Consider the following 16,252-nt stretch of genomic DNA (forward strand, 5'->3'; position numbering starts at 1 on the left):
TATGAGCTTACGTGAAAAAACCATCAGCGGCGCGAAGTGGTCGGCGATTGCTACGGTGATCATCATCGGCCTCGGGCTAGTGCAGATGACCGTGCTGGCGCGGATTATCGACAACCACCAGTTCGGTTTGCTTACCGTTTCGCTGGTGATTATCGCGCTGGCAGACACGCTTTCTGACTTCGGTATCGCTAACTCGATTATTCAGCGAAAAGAAATCAGCCACCTTGAACTCACTACGCTGTACTGGCTGAACGTCGGGCTGGGGATCGTGGTGTGCGTGGCGGTGTTTTTGTTGAGTGATGCCATTGGTGACGTGCTGAATAACCCGGATCTGGCGCCGTTGATGAAAACATTGTCGCTGGCGTTTGTGGTGATCCCCCACGGGCAACAGTTTCGCGCGTTGATGCAAAAGGAGCTGGAGTTCAACAAAATCGGCATGATCGAAACCAGCGCGGTGCTGGCGGGCTTCACTTTTACGGTGGTTAGCGCCCATTTCTGGCCGCTGGCGATGACCGCGATCCTCGGTTATCTGGTCAATAGTGCGGTAAGAACGCTGCTGTTTGGCTACTTTGGTCGAAAAATTTATCGCCCCGGTCTGCATTTCTCGCTGGCGTCGGTGGCACCAAACTTACGTTTTGGTGCCTGGCTGACGGCGGACAGCATCATCAACTATCTCAATACCAACCTTTCAACGCTGGTGCTGGCGCGTATTCTCGGCGCGGGCGTGGCAGGGGGATACAACCTGGCGTACAACGTGGCCGTTGTGCCGCCGATGAAACTGAACCCGATCATCACCCGCGTGTTGTTTCCGGCGTTTGCCAAAATTCAGGACGACACCGAAAAGCTACGCGTTAACTTCTACAAGCTGCTGTCGGTGGTGGGGATTATCAATTTTCCGGCGCTGCTGGGGCTGATGGTGGTGTCGAATAACTTTGTACCGCTGGTCTTTGGCGAAAAGTGGAACAGCATTATTCCGGTGCTGCAATTGCTGTGTATTGTGGGGCTACTGCGCTCAGTGGGTAACCCGATTGGCTCGCTGCTGATGGCGAAAGCGCGGGTGGATATCAGCTTTAAATTCAACGTATTCAAAACCTTTCTGTTTATTCCGGCGATTGTTATTGGCGGACAGATGGCGGGTGCAATCGGCGTCACGCTTGGTTTCCTGCTGGTACAGATTATCAACACCATTCTGAGTTACTTCGTGATGATTAAACCGGTGCTCGGTTCCAGTTATCGCCAGTACATCCTGAGTTTATGGCTGCCGTTTTATCTCTCGCTGCCAACGCTGGTGGTTAGTTATGCGCTGGGCATTGTGCTGAAAGGGCAACTGGTGCTGGGGATGTTACTGGCGGTGCAAATTATCGCAGGCGTGCTGGCGTTTGTGGTGATGATCGTGTTGTCGCGCCATCCGCTGGTGGTGGAAGTGAAGCGTCAGTTTTGTCGCAGCGAAAAAATGAAAATGCTTTTGCGGGCCGGGTGAATGGTTGTTTTCGGTTCCGGCAACGAACACAACAAACACAGCCTCACCTGGCATCAAATTTATGAGGAAAAAATGAAATTACTGATTCTGGGCAACCACACTTGCGGCAATCGCGGCGACAGCGCCATCTTGCGCGGCCTACTTGATGCCATCAACATCCTCAACCCTCACGCCGAAGTGGACGTAATGAGCCGCTATCCGGTCAGTTCTTCCTGGCTGCTCAACCGCCCGGTAATGGGCGATCCGCTGTTCCTGCAAATGAAACAACACAACAGCGCGGCGGGCGTTGTCGGGCGCGTTAAAAAAGTCCTCCGTCGCCGCTATCAACACCAGGTACTGCTCTCACGCGTCACCGACACCGGCAAGCTGCGTAATATCGCCATTGCCCAGGGATTCACTGACTTTGTGCGCCTGCTGTCAGGTTACGACGCCATTATTCAGGTCGGCGGATCGTTTTTTGTCGATCTCTACGGCGTGCCGCAGTTTGAACATGCGCTTTGCACGTTTATGGCGAAAAAGCCGCTGTTTATGATTGGTCACAGCGTCGGCCCGTTCCAGGATGAGCAATTTAACCAACTGGCAAACTACGTATTCGGGCACTGCGACGCGCTGATCCTACGCGAATCGGTCAGCCTGGATCTAATGAAACGCAGCAATATCACTACCGCAAAAGTTGAACATGGCGTCGATACCGCGTGGCTGGTCGATCACCACACCGAAGACTTCACCGCCAGCTATGCTGTTCAACACTGGCTGGACGTAGCCGCACAGCAGAAAACGGTGGCAATTACCCTGCGCGAACTGGCACCGTTCGACAAACGTCTCGGCACCACTCAACAAGCGTATGAAAAAGCCTTTGCCGGGGTGGTCAATCGCATTCTCGATGAAGGGTATCAGGTGATTGCGCTCTCCACCTGTACGGGCATCGACAGCTATAACAAAGACGACCGCATGGTGGCGCTCAACCTGCGTCAGCACATCAGCGATCCTGCCCGTTATCACGTGGTGATGGATGAGCTCAATGATCTGGAAATGGGCAAAATCCTCGGTGCCTGTGAACTCACCGTCGGTACGCGCCTGCACTCTGCCATTATCTCGATGAATTTCTCCACTCCGGCAATTGCCATCAACTACGAACACAAATCCGCCGGGATTATGCAGCAGCTTGGGCTACCAGAGATGGCGATTGATATCCGTCATTTATTAGACGGCAGCCTGCAAGCGATGGTTGCAGATACATTAGGCCAGCTTCCGGAGCTGAATACACGACTTAACGAAGCCGTCAGTCGCGAACGCCAGGCAGGAATGCAGATGGTGCAATCTGTGCTCGAGCGCATCGGGGAGGCGAAATGAAGGTCGGCTTCTTTTTACTTAAATTTCCGCTGTCGTCGGAAACCTTCGTTCTCAACCAAATCACTGCGTTTATTGATATGGGCTTTGAGGTGGAGATTGTCGCGCTGCAAAAAGGCGATACGCAAAACACCCACGCGGCATGGACGAAATATAACCTTGCCGCCAGAACTCGCTGGTTACAGGACGAACCACAAGGCAAAGTGGCGAAACTGCGCCACCGCGCCAGCCAGACCTTACGCGGCATTCATCGTAAAAATACCTGGCAGGCGCTCAACCTCAAACGCTATGGTGCTGAGTCGCGGAACCTGATTTTGTCTGCCATTTGCGGCCAGGTCGCAACACCATTTTATGCCGATGTCTTTATCGCTCATTTTGGCCCGGCGGGGGTAACCGCAGCAAAACTACGCGAACTGGGTGTCATTCGCGGCAAAATCGCCACTATCTTCCACGGTATTGATATCTCCAGTCGGGAAGTGCTCAACCATTACACTCCCGAATATCAACAACTGTTCCGCCGCGGCGATCTGATGCTACCAATAAGCGATCTGTGGGCCGGAAGGCTGCAAAAAATGGGCTGCCCGAGGGAAAAAATTGCCGTATCACGCATGGGTGTAGACATGACGCGCTTTAGCCCGCGTCCGGTGAAAGCGCCCGCAACACCGCTGGAGATTATTTCCGTCGCACGCTTAACCGAGAAAAAAGGCCTGCATGTGGCGATCGAAGCCTGCCGTCAGTTGAAAGAGCAGGGCGTGGCATTTCGCTATCGCATCCTCGGCATTGGCCCGTGGGAACGACGCCTGCGCACCCTCATCGAACAATATCAACTGGAAGATGTGGTAGAGATGCCGGGCTTTAAACCGAGCCACGAAGTGAAGGCGATGCTCGACGACGCGGATGTCTTCCTGTTGCCTTCGGTAACGGGTGCTGACGGTGATATGGAAGGTATTCCGGTGGCGCTAATGGAAGCGATGGCAGTCGGCATTCCGGTGGTTTCTACTCTGCATAGCGGAATTCCGGAACTGGTGGAGGCCGATAAATCCGGCTGGCTGGTGCCTGAGAACGATGCTCGCGCACTGGCGCAGCGACTGGTGGCGTTTAGCCAACTGGATACCGACGAACTTACTACGGTTGTCAAACGTGCGCGCGAAAAAGTCGAACACGATTTTAACCAGCAGGTGATTAACCGAGAACTCGCCAGCTTGCTGCAGGCTTTATAGAGGAGAACGTATGCCATTTAAAAAACTCTCCCGACGCACCTTCCTGACGGCAAGCTCGGCGCTTGCCTTCCTCCATACCCCTTTCGCTCGCGCACTTCCCGCACGACAACGCGTTAATATTAACGACTACAACCCACACGACTGGATCGCCTCATTTAAACAAGCCTTCAGCGAAGGGCAAACGGTCGTCGTGCCTGCTGGATTGGTTTGTGACAATATCAATACCGGCATCTTCATCCCCCCTGGCAAAACGTTACACATCCTGGGAAGCCTGCGCGGCAACGGCAGAGGGCGATTTGTCTTACAGGACGGCAGCCAGGTGACAGGGGAGAAGGGCGGCAGTATGCATAACATCACCCTGGATGTGCGCGGCTCTGACTGCACCATTAAAGGGCTGGCCATGAGCGGCTTTGGCCCGGTAACGCAGATTTATATTGGCGGCAAAAACAAACGGGTCATGCGCAACCTGACCATCGATAACCTCACCGTTAGCCATGCTAATTACGCCATCTTACGGCAGGGATTTCATAATCAGATTATTGGTGCCAACATCACCAACTGTAAGTTCAGCGACTTACAGGGCGACGCTATTGAATGGAACGTGGCGATTAACGACAGTGATATTTTGATATCCGACCATCTCATTGAGCGCATTAACTGTACCAACGGCAAAATCAACTGGGGCATCGGCATAGGCCTTGCGGGGAGTACTTACGATAATAACTACCCGGAAGACCAGGCAGTGAAAAACTTTGTCGTGGCGAATATCACGGGATCGGATTGTCGGCAGTTGATCCATGTTGAAAATGGTAAACATTTTGTTATTCGTAATATCAAAGCCCGCAATATCACGCCGGATTTCAGTAAGAAAGCAGGTATTGATAACGCGACAGTCGCTATTTACGGTTGTGACAATTTCGTGATTGATAATATTGAAATGATTAATAGCGCCGGGATGTTAATCGGTTATGGGGTAATTAAAGGCAAATATCTCTCGATACCGCAAAATTTCCGAGTGAATAATATTCAACTGGATAATACTCATCTTGCTTATAAATTGCGCGGCATCCAAATCTCCGCCGGGAATGCCGTCTCCTTTGTGGCACTGACTAACATTGAGATGAAGCGTGCCTCGCTGGAGCTTCACAATAAACCGCAACATCTTTTTATGCGTAATATCAAGGTGATGCAGGAATCCTCTGTTGGACCCGCATTGAGCATGAACTTCGACATGCGCAAAGACATTCGTGGCGTCTTTATGGCGAAAAAAGAAACACTGCTGTCTCTTGCAAATGTACATGCGGTGAATGAAAGAGGGCAAAGCTCCGTCGATATCGACAGGATAAATCACCATATTGTTAATGTGGAAAAGATTAACTTTAGATTGCCGGAACGGAGGGAGTAGATTTGCGACCATTCCTGGAAAAATGGAGCCATACTTAGGAACAATGCTACTGCAATCCACAACGAAGCGGCGTAACATCACAAGTAATTCAGTAATCAATTCAGGGTAATTGATGCTGGCGAAAAAAATCGAACAAGCTATAATTCAGCAACCATTTTACAGGTGGATGAAATAATGACGAATTTAAAAGCAGTTATTCCTGTAGCGGGTCTTGGGATGCATATGTTGCCTGCCACTAAGGCGATTCCCAAAGAGATGCTACCGATCGTCGACAAGCCAATGATTCAGTACATTGTTGACGAGATTGTGGCTGCAGGGATCAAAGAAATCCTCCTGGTGACTCATGCGTCCAAGAACGCGGTCGAAAACCACTTCGATACCTCTTATGAATTAGAATCTCTCCTTGAACTGCGCGTGAAGCGTCAGCTGCTGGCGGAAGTACAGTCCATCTGTCCGCCGGGCGTGACCATTATGAACGTGCGTCAGGGCGAACCTTTAGGTTTGGGCCATTCCATTTTATGTGCACGACCCGCCATTGGTGACAATCCATTTGTCGTGGTACTGCCAGACGTTGTGATTGACGACGCCAGCGCCGACCCGCTGCGCTACAACCTTGCTGCCATGATTGCGCGCTTCAACGAAACGGGCCGCAGCCAGGTGCTGGCAAAACGTATGCCGGGTGACCTCTCTGAATACTCCGTCATTCAGACTAAAGAGCCGCTGGACCGTGAGGGTAAAGTCAGCCGCATTGTTGAATTTATCGAAAAACCGGATCAGCCGCAGACGCTGGACTCAGACATCATGGCCGTGGGCCGTTATGTGCTTTCTGCTGATATTTGGCCGGAACTGGAACGCACTCAGCCTGGTGCATGGGGACGTATTCAGCTGACTGATGCCATTGCTGAACAGGCGAAAAAACAGTCCGTTGATGCCATGCTGATGACAGGTGATAGCTACGACTGCGGTAAAAAAATGGGTTATATGCAGGCGTTCGTGAAGTATGGATTACGCAACCTGAAAGAAGGGGCGAAGTTCCGCAAAGGCATTGAGAAGTTGTTAAGCGAATAATGAAAATCTGACCGGATGTAACGGTTGATAAGAAAATTATAACGGCAGTGAAGATTCGTGGCGAAAGTAATTTGTCGCGAATATTCCTGCCGTTGTTTTATATAAACAATCAGAATAACAACGAGTTAGCAATAGGATTTTAGTCAAAGTTTTCCAGGATTTTCCTTGTTTCCAGAGCGGATTGGTAAGACAATTAGCGTTTGAATTTTTCGGGTTTAGCGCGAGTGGGTAACGCTCGTCACATCGTAGGCATGCATGCAGTGCTCTGGTAGCTGTAAAGCCAGGGGCGGTAGCGTGCTGAAATTATAAAGTCATTCTTATAGAACATCGCATTTCAATAATATAATTACACCTAAATGAATAGGATACAACGTGTGCATAATTATTTAAGACTTAAAGATAAAATAAAAAACGTATTTTTAGGGTTGTATATATTGCAGTTATTTAATTATATCGCACCATTGGTAATTATCCCTATCCTGATAAAATATATTGGGTTGGGGGAATATGGGGAATTAGTCTATATTACATCTATTTATCAAATAGTGGCTTTGATAATTGATTTTGGCTTTACTTACACAGGACCTGTGGTTGCTGCGAGACATAAATGTGAGATCCAAAATTTACAGCGCTATTACTCAATAGTTGTTCTTTTAAAATCATTGCTTTTTATAATTGCATTAACATGTGTATTTTTATTGTGCAGATTAAATATAGTCCACTTGTCATTTTTGGGGTTTTTGTCAATTTTTCTATGCTCTATTGGTAATATAGTATCGCCCAATTGGTTTTTGCAGGGGATTGGTGATTTTAAAAAACTTTCATACTCTCAAGTAATAGTGAGAATAACATTGTTTATCATGCTTCTAGTTTATGTCTGTAGTGGCGGAGATAATGTTTTTATCTTAAGTTTTTTACAAAATGCAACATTACTCATATGCTGTATATACTTATGGCCAAATATTCATATTAGCCATATTGTTCATCTTAAACCTAATGAATGCATTGTGGAATTTAAGAAGGCAGGAAATGTTTTTATTGGCGTAATAGGTACGATTGGTTACAATGGTCTAATTCCTGTGTTAATTGGAAACCTTTGCGGTAATACGAGTCTTGGTGTTTTTTCAATCGTTCAAAAAATGACAACAGCATGTCAAAGTCTAATTAATCCAATATCACAGTATATGTTATCACAAGTTTCAGAAATTAAACCTCAAGATGAACTGTTTTATTATAGAATTAAAAAAAGTTTTTTTGTGCATTTAACAATTAGCATAATTGCATGTTTATGTTATATGGGATTAGGGCAATATGTGGCGACTTTTATAGGTAAAGTTGACGTTTCATTTGTTATTATTTTATATGCGTCAGTAATTACAATTTTTTCATCTTTAAATAATGTCCTTGGTATACAGTTTCTTATACCGACAGATAATGTAAAAATACTGCGAAGTATAAATGTTATAGCGGGAATTATTGTTGTTAGTTTGTCTTGGCTGTTAATATCACGCTTTGACATTCTGGGGGGGGTTTTATTAAACCTAATTGGTGAGTTTCTTGTATTCAGTATGCTAGCTTTTATTGCCCATCGTAAGTGGAGAGCGAGAGTATAATGAAAGTGAAGGCGGTTCCTGCTATTACATTCTATTTAAGTTTAATGCTGACAATTTTAGTGTTACTGTTTGGTAATGAACCAAATAAATCACAATATATTCTTGTTATAGCAACGATAACAGTTTTTTATATCGCGTATATCACTAATAAAATAACTTCTCCGGCCAGCCTTCTCGTTATATCATCTTTTGTGTTTTTAGGTTGTCGACCTTTATTATCTTTGTTTGCAAACTATGATTACAGGATTGCCGATTGGTTTATTGAAGGATATATGGATGACGATGTGATTTTGGCTAACTATGCTATAACATTAATGTATTATGGTTATACATTGGGACTAATTCTATGCAGAAATACTGAAAAAATTTATCCGCATGGTCCATATCCAGAGAAACAATTGCTAAAAATAAAGTTTCTTTTGACTTTATTTTTTCTGGGTTCGATAGGTATGGTTGTGAAAGGGATATTCTTTTTTAACTTTATAGAATCTAATAGTTATGTTGATATATATCAATCAAATATAACAACGCCAATAGGTTATGATTTTCTGTCTTATTTGTTTTATTGTTCTTTTTTCCTTATATGTGCGTTTCATATACAGTTCAGAACAAATAAAAAATTTCTTTTTATTGCGATATGCATTGCTGCATTTAGCACCTTGAAGGGTAGTCGTAGTGAAGCTATAACGTTTCTTTTAACGGTTACATGTATATATTTTAATGAAGTAAAGACAAGAAACTTACGTTTGCTGATTACAATGATTTTTGTTTTTAGCGTCATTTTTGTGATTAGTGAATTTATCTCAATGTGGCGCACTGGAGGGAGTTTTATTCAATTAATGCAGGGTAATAATCCTGTTATAAACTTTGTATACGGCATGGGAGTATCATATCTTTCCATTTATCAATCAGTAAAACTACAACTATTGTCAGGGGGGTATAATGTTACCTATCTATTCAGCCAGTTAATAATAACTTGCTCGTCAATATTTAATGTTAAATTGAGCTTGCCGGAAATAAGCTATAGCCATTTGGCCTCATACACAGCAAACCCAGAATTATATAATCTTGGGTTCGGACTTGGGGGAAGTTATTTAGCAGAATCGTTTTTAGCATTTGGTCTTATTGGGTGTTTCATAATACCCTTTTTTCTTTTACTTAATTTAAATGTATTGGAAAAATACACAAAAAACAAACCAATCATATATTTTGTTTATTATAGTGTGTTGCCACCTATATTATTCACACCTAGAGAGACTTTGTTCTATTTCTTCCCCTATCTTGTCAAAAGTATATTTGTTGCTTGTTTAGTAACATTATACATCCAGTATAAAAAGGATTGACGAAATGTCAGAAAAAAATGTCAGCATAATAATCCCAAGTTATAACAGGGCTCATATTCTTAAGGAGGTCATACCAAGTTATTTTCAGGATGAGACTTTAGAGGTAATAGTTATCAATGATGGATCAACAGATAATACAAATAGTGTATTAGCTGAACTGAAGGAAAAATATTCTCAATTAGTTATTTTAGAAAATGATACGAACAAAAAACAGATGTATTCTAAAAACCGAGGGATTGAAATAGCCAAAGGGAAATATATTTTTTTTGGTGATGATGACTCTTACCTCTTACCCGGTGTTATATCTCGGTTATTGGCTACAAAATATGAGACAGGCGCTGATGTAATCGGCGCAAGAATACTCTATATGAATAATAACGAGAAAACAATTGAAGATTGCATCAATCGACATAAAACAGAGGGGCGTTTTGTTAGTGATCTAAATAGATTGGATTTTAGTTATACATGTGATTTGGACCATCCGATTGAATGTTTTTATGCACAGTCTATTATTCTAGCTGAAAGGGAACTAATATCGAATTATCGATTTGATATATCTTATACGGGAAACTGCTATCGTGAGGAAACTGATTTCATGTTATCTCTTTTTATAAAAAATAAAAAATTTATATATGATTCAAAGGCTCTGTTAATAAATTTACCTCCACGAAAAGCGACGGGAGGGGCAAGAACAGCTAATCGATTAAAATATCATTATGAAAGTTGCATAAATAATTATAGATTTTTAAAAAAATATAATGATAATTTGAATCTTCTTTCAGGACAAAAACATGCTATATTTTATCGACAGTGTCAATTCGTTCTGCTAAAAATTAAGTCGTTTATCGGGAAGTTTTTAAAATGATTGTATATATTGCCGCGTATAATGGTTCAGGAGGGCAAGGTGGGGTGGAAAGGGTTGTTGCCCAACAATGTAACATTCTTAAAAATTTGGGGGTTAAAGTCATTATACTTGATAAATCATACTTCAAAATTTCTAACAAAATTCGTAACAAAAAAATACAAGTAGCACTTTATCCAATATTAGTTTCTCTTTATTTAACCTTACAAAAATTACGTGGCGTGACGTTTAAAGTTATTGCGCATGGCTATTGTTCTCCTTTTTATAGGAATGACATCTTAATAGCTCATGGCAATATGAAATGTTATTTTCAAACAGTCATGAAAAAAAAACCTAATCGATTGTCCGGCAGTGGTCTTTTATCTATCTATGAGCGTTTGGCTGGATCATTCTCAAAAAATATCTGGGCTGTTTCAAATAAGGTTAAAAGTGAATGGAATGAGCTTTACAATATTAATTCACATAAAATTAAAGTTGTTCGAAATTTTATAAATCTTGAACAATTTGATTGCACTGATGTTAATGAAGCACAATATATGACATTTGTCGGGCGATTGGAAAAAGGAAAAGGAATAGATGATCTGTATTACATATGTAAAAATCTGCCAGATACTTCCTTCCATTTAGTTTCAAGTATTCCCGCCCCACAAAATTTTGCTTCGCTAAATAATGTTCTGACCAGCATTGCTGTCCCCTATGCGAAAATGCCAGAAATATTTAAGAAATCCAGAGTACTTATTTTACCGTCCTATTATGAAGGATATGAGCTGGTTACTATTGAGGCGCTATGCTGTGGTTGCCCTGTGATAGGCTATAACGTTGGTGCAATTAGAGAGTTGTATGCTGAAAGTTTTCCTGGCGTGTTTATTGCTAATAATAAAGAAGATTTAGCACAAGTAGCCTACGAACTAATTAGTCTTGATAATGAAAAATATTATCATTTGAGACAAACTATTTATAGCAAGCGTGAGCTTTTTTCTGAAGAGAGATATGCGGAAATTTTAACGGCGGCATTTAATGAAAAAAAATAAGAAACTATGTCTCATTTCAATTAACTCATATAATGAACTTACCGGAGGAGGAGTATATTTACGTACGCTTGTTAGTTTTCTACAAAAACAGAATGTTAATTTAACACTTATTGATAAAAAAGCTTCAGGTAAACTATTCGAAGACAATACTTTTCAACATATATCATTTATTAAAGGTAAACGTCAGGATATAATATCCAGGCTTTTTTTTATACCATCATTTTATGTCCCTTATATTTTCTCAATAATTAAAATTTTACGGAAGCAAGATATTCTAGCTTTTCACAACTCTCGACTTGGATTGTTATGTCTGCTTTTTAGAATACTCATGCCCCACAAAAAGATCATATTGTTTACGGATAACTTCGAATATGATTTAATAAGGCAAAAAGATAAAAACATAACTACTTTTGTTGAAAAAATAATTGTTTATCTCAATGAATTTATCGGGCTTAAGAATTCAGATTTAGTTAGCTATATTACCCGGCAAGATAAAAATGCAATGGATAAATTTTATGGGTTAAAAAAAAGCAGAAATTTAATTCTCCCTGTGATATTTAGTAGAGAAAAGCCAACTGATGTATTATCAGCTAACTTTATTAATGAGTATAATCGATTGAATAATGATAATAGGAAAAAAGTAGTATTTACTGCATCTTTTGATTTTTTTCCAAATATAGATGCTGCCAACTATGTTTTAAATGCAGCAAAGTCGAATAATGATTATTGCTATATTTTGGCAGGTAGGAAAAGTACTACTTTGAATCTTCCTGATTTGGATAATTTATTTTTTTTCGATAATCTATCTAATAGTGAAATGTCATATTTATTATCTGCTTGTGATATTTTTTATTCTCCTATAGTTTTAGGAAGTGGAATGAAAACAAAAATTGCAGAAGCGCTATCATATGGATTATATATTTATGCGACAGAGCATTCCTTAATCGGCTATGATGAAATTATAAACAATAAGGAGTGTGTTAAAAAAATCTCACATTTGGATGAGGAATTTCCTAAAGATTTCAAGGTGAAAAGTATCAATAAACAGCTAATAATGTCTTATCAGCAAAAATATTATTCACATTATCGGTTTAATGGCCATGAACTTGATATGATAAATATTGACGATTAGTTAGTGGAGATATAATATGAACATATTAGTAACTGGTGGTGCTGGATATATCGGATCTCATACGGCTATTGAATTACTGAATGCAGGTCATGAGATTATCGTTCTGGACAATTTCAGTAATGCTTCATACAAGTGTATCGAAAAAATAAAAGAAATTACTCGACGTGATTTTATAACAATTACTGGAGATGCTGGGTGTAGGAAGACACTCTCCGCTATTTTCGAGAAACACGCCATAGATATAGTTATTCATTTTGCTGGCTTTAAATCTGTTTCAGAGTCTAAAAGTGAACCCTTAAAGTATTACCAAAATAATGTTGGAGTGACCATTACTTTATTACAGGTAATGGAAGAGTACAAAATTAAAAAATTTATCTTTAGTTCATCTGCGACAGTCTATGGTGAACCAGAGATAATTCCAATTCCAGAAACAGCTAAAATTGGAGGAACTACGAATCCATATGGCACATCGAAATATTTTGTTGAAAAAATTCTAGAGGATGTTAGTTCCACGGGAAAACTGGATATAATTTGCTTGAGATATTTTAATCCTGTCGGTGCTCATTCTAGTGGTAAAATAGGTGAGGCTCCATCTGGTATCCCTAATAATCTTGTCCCTTATTTATTGGATGTTGCAAGTGGTAAACGTGATAAATTATTTATTTATGGCAATGATTACCCTACTAATGATGGAACAGGTGTAAGGGATTTTATTCATGTTGTTGACTTAGCGAAAGGTCATTTGGCTGCAATGAATTATTTAAGTATCAATTCGGGATATAATATCTTTAATCTTGGTACAGGAAAAGGTTATTCAGTGCTTGAATTAATCACTTCATTTGAAAAATTAACAAACATTAAGGTCAATAAATCTTTTATAGAGAGAAGGGCAGGGGATGTTGCGTCTTGTTGGGCTGATGCAGATAAAGCTAATTCTTTATTGGACTGGAAAGCCGAAGAAACTCTAGAACAGATGTTATTGGACTCGTGGCGTTGGAAAAAAAATTATCCAGACGGATTCTGAATAAAAAAGGTTTCAGTTTTATGAATCAATCAGAGCAGAGAAAAAAAATACTGGTTCTTACACCTCGCTTTCCCTACCCTGTCATTGGAGGGGATAGATTAAGAGTCTATATGTTATGTAAAGAACTTTCCAAAAAATATGATCTTATTCTTCTGAGCTTATGTGATCAACCACTAGAACTTGAAATAAATATAAATGACTCGGTCTTCAAAGAAATTCATCGTGTCTATCTACCAAAATATAAATCATATTATAATGTATTTAAAGCTTTGGTTACGCAAAAACCGTTGCAAATTGCTTATTATCAATCGGACACATTTAAGAATAAATACAATAAATTAATTAAACAATGCGATGCAGTATTTTGTCATCTGATAAGAGTTGCTGATTATGTTAAGGATACAGACAAGTTCAAAATTCTTGATATGACAGATGCAATATCTTTGAATTACAGTCGCGTTAAAAAATTAGCAAGTAAAAAAAGTTTGCGTGCAATTATTTATTCTCTGGAACAAAAAAGATTAGAATCATATGAGCGTTCTGTGGCGAATTTTTTTGATTTGACCACTTTTATTTCATCCGTAGACCGTGACTATCTCTACCCTAATCCGGGCAGTAATATCCATATAGTCAATAATGGGGTTGATACATCAGCCTTGAGATATATAAAAAGAGAAATAAAAATCGATAAGCCGGTGGAACTTATATTTATCGGAAATATGTATTCTTTACAAAATATGGATGCTGCAAAAAATTTTGCTAAGAATATTTTACCTTGCTTGTATGATGAGTTTAATATTATTTTTAAAGTGATTGGTAAGATCTCAGAAACTAATAAAAATATATTAAATTCATTTAAAAATACAATTGCTTTAGGTACTGTTGATGATATCAATTCTTCCGCTTCTACAGGGCATATAGGTATATGTCCTGTTCGTCTTGGAGCAGGCGTACAAAATAAAATTCTTGAATACATGGCTTTAGGTTTACCATGTATTACATCTAGCATTGGTTATGAAGGTATTAATGCAAAATCTGGTAGCGAAATTTTTGTTGCAGATACAGTAGAGCAATATAAAAACGTACTAAGAGAAATAATTTACGATTATAATCGTTATACTGAAGTGGCTGAAAATGCCCGTAGTTTTGTAGAAAATAATTTTTCTTGGGAATCAAAAGTTGCCAATTTAATGAATACATTAGATGAGAAATTATATGAACAATAATAAAATTATTACACCTATCATTATGGCCGGTGGTTCAGGCAGTCGGTTGTGGCCACTATCAAGAATTCTCTATCCGAAACAATTTCTTAGCCTAAACGGTAGTCATACCATGCTTCAAACAACGGCTAATCGTCTGGATGGTTTGGATTGTACCAACCCTTATGTCATTTGTAATGAACAACACCGCTTTATAGTTGCTGAACAGCTTAGAAAAATCGATAGATTGACTTCAAAGAATATCATCCTTGAGCCTGTTGGGCGTAACACTGCCCCTGCAATTGCATTAGCGGCGTTGCTGATGTCTAAGTCTGATAAAAGTGCAGATGATCTTATGCTCGTACTGGCTGCAGATCACGTTATATTAGATGAAGAAAAATTTTGTAACGCTGTTAGATCGGCAATTCCATACGCTGCTGATGGGAAATTGGTAACATTTGGTATAATTCCAGACAAAGCAGAAACTGGTTATGGTTATATACATCGAGGACAATATATTAATCAGGAAGATTCGGATGCATTTATAGTGTCATCATTTGTTGAAAAGCCAAATCATGAGACAGCCACTAAATATCTTGCTTCCGGTGAGTATTATTGGAATAGCGGTATGTTTTTGTTTAGTGCAAATCGTTATATAGAGGAACTTAAACAATTTCGGCCTGATATTTTATCCGCTTGTGAAAAAGCAATTGCTTCAGCGAACTTTGACCTTGATTTTGTGCGTTTAGATGAAAGTTCTTTCTCTAAGTGTCCTGAAGAGTCAATTGATTACGCTGTGATGGAAAAAACAAAAGACGCAATTGTTATTCCAATGGATGCTGGCTGGAGTGATGTCGGTTCATGGTCTTCTCTTTGGGAAATTAATGATAAAGACTCAGACGGCAACGTAATAGTTGGGGATATTTTCTCTCATGAAACAAAGAATTCTTTCATATATGCCGAATCGGGAATTGTTGCTACAGTGGGAGTGGAAAATTTAGTTGTTGTCCAAACAAAGGATGCCGTTCTTGTCTCAGAGAGAAATAAAGTTCAGGATGTAAAGAAAATAGTCGAACAAATTAAAAATTCAGGTCGTAGCGAGCATTATGTTCATCGCGAAGTATATCGTCCTTGGGGTAAATATGATTCCATTGACACAGGGGAGCGTTATCAGGTCAAACGTATAACAGTAAATCCTGGCGAAGGACTTTCTTTACAAATGCACCATCATAGGGCAGAACATTGGATCATAGTTTCTGGAACTGCAAAGGTGACTATAGGTTCTGAAACTAAGATTCTTAGCGAAAATGAATCTGTTTACATACCTCTTGGTGTAATACACTGCTTGGAAAATCCAGGGAAAATTCCTCTTGATTTAATTGAAGTTCGTTCTGGATCTTATTTAGAAGAAGACGATGTTATCCGTTTTCAGGACCGATATGGTCGTAGCTAAATTTTTGATAATGTAACGTTAGTAGAAGAACGCTAATATTTTTAGTTAATCTGTAATAAGTATTATTTG

At 40.3% G+C, this 16,252-nt stretch carries 13 protein-coding genes; all 13 read left to right on the top strand.

What is annotated here, in order from left to right:
• The first annotated feature begins 1 nt into the window (after position 1).
• A complete protein-coding gene (wzxC, locus tag AABJ99_RS09065; protein ID WP_039021557.1) occupies positions 2–1,480 on the top strand; it encodes a colanic acid undecaprenyl disphosphate flippase WzxC in 1,479 nt (492 codons plus the stop codon).
• A gap of 72 nt (positions 1,481–1,552) precedes the next feature.
• On the top strand, positions 1,553–2,833 hold the full coding sequence (wcaK, locus tag AABJ99_RS09070; RefSeq protein ID WP_000770816.1) for a colanic acid biosynthesis pyruvyl transferase WcaK: 1,281 nt from the start codon (positions 1,553–1,555) through the stop codon (positions 2,831–2,833).
• Positions 2,830–4,050, top strand: a complete 1,221-nt coding sequence (gene wcaL, locus AABJ99_RS09075; RefSeq protein ID WP_039021558.1) for a colanic acid biosynthesis glycosyltransferase WcaL — start codon at positions 2,830–2,832, stop codon at positions 4,048–4,050. Before wcaK ends, wcaL begins: the two co-directional genes overlap by 4 nt.
• A 10-nt stretch (positions 4,051–4,060) precedes the next feature.
• Positions 4,061–5,455, top strand: a complete 1,395-nt coding sequence (gene wcaM, locus AABJ99_RS09080; RefSeq protein ID WP_039021559.1) for a colanic acid biosynthesis protein WcaM — start codon at positions 4,061–4,063, stop codon at positions 5,453–5,455.
• Between the two features lie 174 nt (positions 5,456–5,629).
• On the top strand, positions 5,630–6,523 hold the full coding sequence (gene galF, locus AABJ99_RS09085) for a UTP--glucose-1-phosphate uridylyltransferase GalF (protein ID WP_039021560.1): 894 nt from the start codon (positions 5,630–5,632) through the stop codon (positions 6,521–6,523).
• Positions 6,524–6,879: 356 nt separating this feature from the next.
• The gene (gene wzx, locus AABJ99_RS09090) at positions 6,880–8,136 is read left to right on the top strand and encodes an O6 family O-antigen flippase (protein WP_039021561.1); all 1,257 of its coding nucleotides are present in this window, start codon (positions 6,880–6,882) and stop codon (positions 8,134–8,136) included.
• Positions 8,136–9,479 carry an O6 family O-antigen polymerase gene (wzy, locus tag AABJ99_RS09095; protein ID WP_039021562.1) on the top strand — a complete coding sequence of 448 codons (1,344 nt, stop codon included), beginning with the start codon at positions 8,136–8,138 and terminating at the stop codon, positions 9,477–9,479. The genes wzx and wzy overlap by 1 nt, the downstream gene beginning before the upstream one ends.
• Before the next feature lie 4 nt (positions 9,480–9,483).
• Entirely contained in the window at positions 9,484–10,344 is an 861-nt protein-coding gene (locus AABJ99_RS09100; RefSeq protein WP_039021563.1) for a glycosyltransferase family 2 protein, read from the top strand.
• The gene (locus tag AABJ99_RS09105) at positions 10,341–11,372 is read left to right on the top strand and encodes a glycosyltransferase family 4 protein (RefSeq protein ID WP_039021564.1); all 1,032 of its coding nucleotides are present in this window, start codon (positions 10,341–10,343) and stop codon (positions 11,370–11,372) included. The genes AABJ99_RS09100 and AABJ99_RS09105 overlap by 4 nt, the downstream gene beginning before the upstream one ends.
• Complete coding sequence (locus AABJ99_RS09110) at positions 11,359–12,504, top strand: glycosyltransferase (RefSeq protein WP_039021565.1); 1,146 nt, start codon at positions 11,359–11,361, stop codon at positions 12,502–12,504. Before AABJ99_RS09105 ends, AABJ99_RS09110 begins: the two co-directional genes overlap by 14 nt.
• A 16-nt stretch (positions 12,505–12,520) precedes the next feature.
• Positions 12,521–13,528 (top strand): UDP-glucose 4-epimerase GalE, encoded by a 1,008-nt coding sequence (galE, locus tag AABJ99_RS09115; protein WP_039021566.1) that lies wholly within the window; start codon positions 12,521–12,523, stop codon positions 13,526–13,528.
• Positions 13,529–13,548: 20 nt separating this feature from the next.
• A complete protein-coding gene (locus AABJ99_RS09120; RefSeq protein ID WP_039021567.1) occupies positions 13,549–14,754 on the top strand; it encodes a glycosyltransferase family 4 protein in 1,206 nt (401 codons plus the stop codon).
• Positions 14,744–16,183 (top strand): mannose-1-phosphate guanyltransferase, encoded by a 1,440-nt coding sequence (gene cpsB / locus AABJ99_RS09125; protein WP_001063573.1) that lies wholly within the window; start codon positions 14,744–14,746, stop codon positions 16,181–16,183. Before AABJ99_RS09120 ends, cpsB begins: the two co-directional genes overlap by 11 nt.
• Positions 16,184–16,252 lie beyond the last annotated feature (69 nt).

This window comes from Escherichia coli (assembly GCF_036503815.1).
GTDB lineage: Bacteria > Pseudomonadota > Gammaproteobacteria > Enterobacterales > Enterobacteriaceae > Escherichia > Escherichia coli_F.

Excerpts from the sequence above, each read along its gene's own strand:
- wzxC (WP_039021557.1), top strand. The coding sequence starts at position 2 with ATGAGCTTACGTGAAAAAACCATCAGCGGCGCGAAGTGGTCGGCGATT.
- wcaK (WP_000770816.1), top strand. The coding sequence starts at position 1,553 with ATGAAATTACTGATTCTGGGCAACCACACTTGCGGCAATCGCGGCGAC.
- wcaL (WP_039021558.1), top strand. The coding sequence starts at position 2,830 with ATGAAGGTCGGCTTCTTTTTACTTAAATTTCCGCTGTCGTCGGAAACC.
- wcaM (WP_039021559.1), top strand. The coding sequence starts at position 4,061 with ATGCCATTTAAAAAACTCTCCCGACGCACCTTCCTGACGGCAAGCTCG.
- galF (WP_039021560.1), top strand. The coding sequence starts at position 5,630 with ATGACGAATTTAAAAGCAGTTATTCCTGTAGCGGGTCTTGGGATGCAT.
- wzx (WP_039021561.1), top strand. The coding sequence starts at position 6,880 with ATGAATAGGATACAACGTGTGCATAATTATTTAAGACTTAAAGATAAA.
- wzy (WP_039021562.1), top strand. The coding sequence starts at position 8,136 with ATGAAAGTGAAGGCGGTTCCTGCTATTACATTCTATTTAAGTTTAATG.
- AABJ99_RS09100 (WP_039021563.1), top strand. The coding sequence starts at position 9,484 with ATGTCAGAAAAAAATGTCAGCATAATAATCCCAAGTTATAACAGGGCT.
- AABJ99_RS09105 (WP_039021564.1), top strand. The coding sequence starts at position 10,341 with ATGATTGTATATATTGCCGCGTATAATGGTTCAGGAGGGCAAGGTGGG.
- AABJ99_RS09110 (WP_039021565.1), top strand. The coding sequence starts at position 11,359 with ATGAAAAAAAATAAGAAACTATGTCTCATTTCAATTAACTCATATAAT.
- galE (WP_039021566.1), top strand. The coding sequence starts at position 12,521 with ATGAACATATTAGTAACTGGTGGTGCTGGATATATCGGATCTCATACG.
- AABJ99_RS09120 (WP_039021567.1), top strand. The coding sequence starts at position 13,549 with ATGAATCAATCAGAGCAGAGAAAAAAAATACTGGTTCTTACACCTCGC.
- cpsB (WP_001063573.1), top strand. The coding sequence starts at position 14,744 with ATGAACAATAATAAAATTATTACACCTATCATTATGGCCGGTGGTTCA.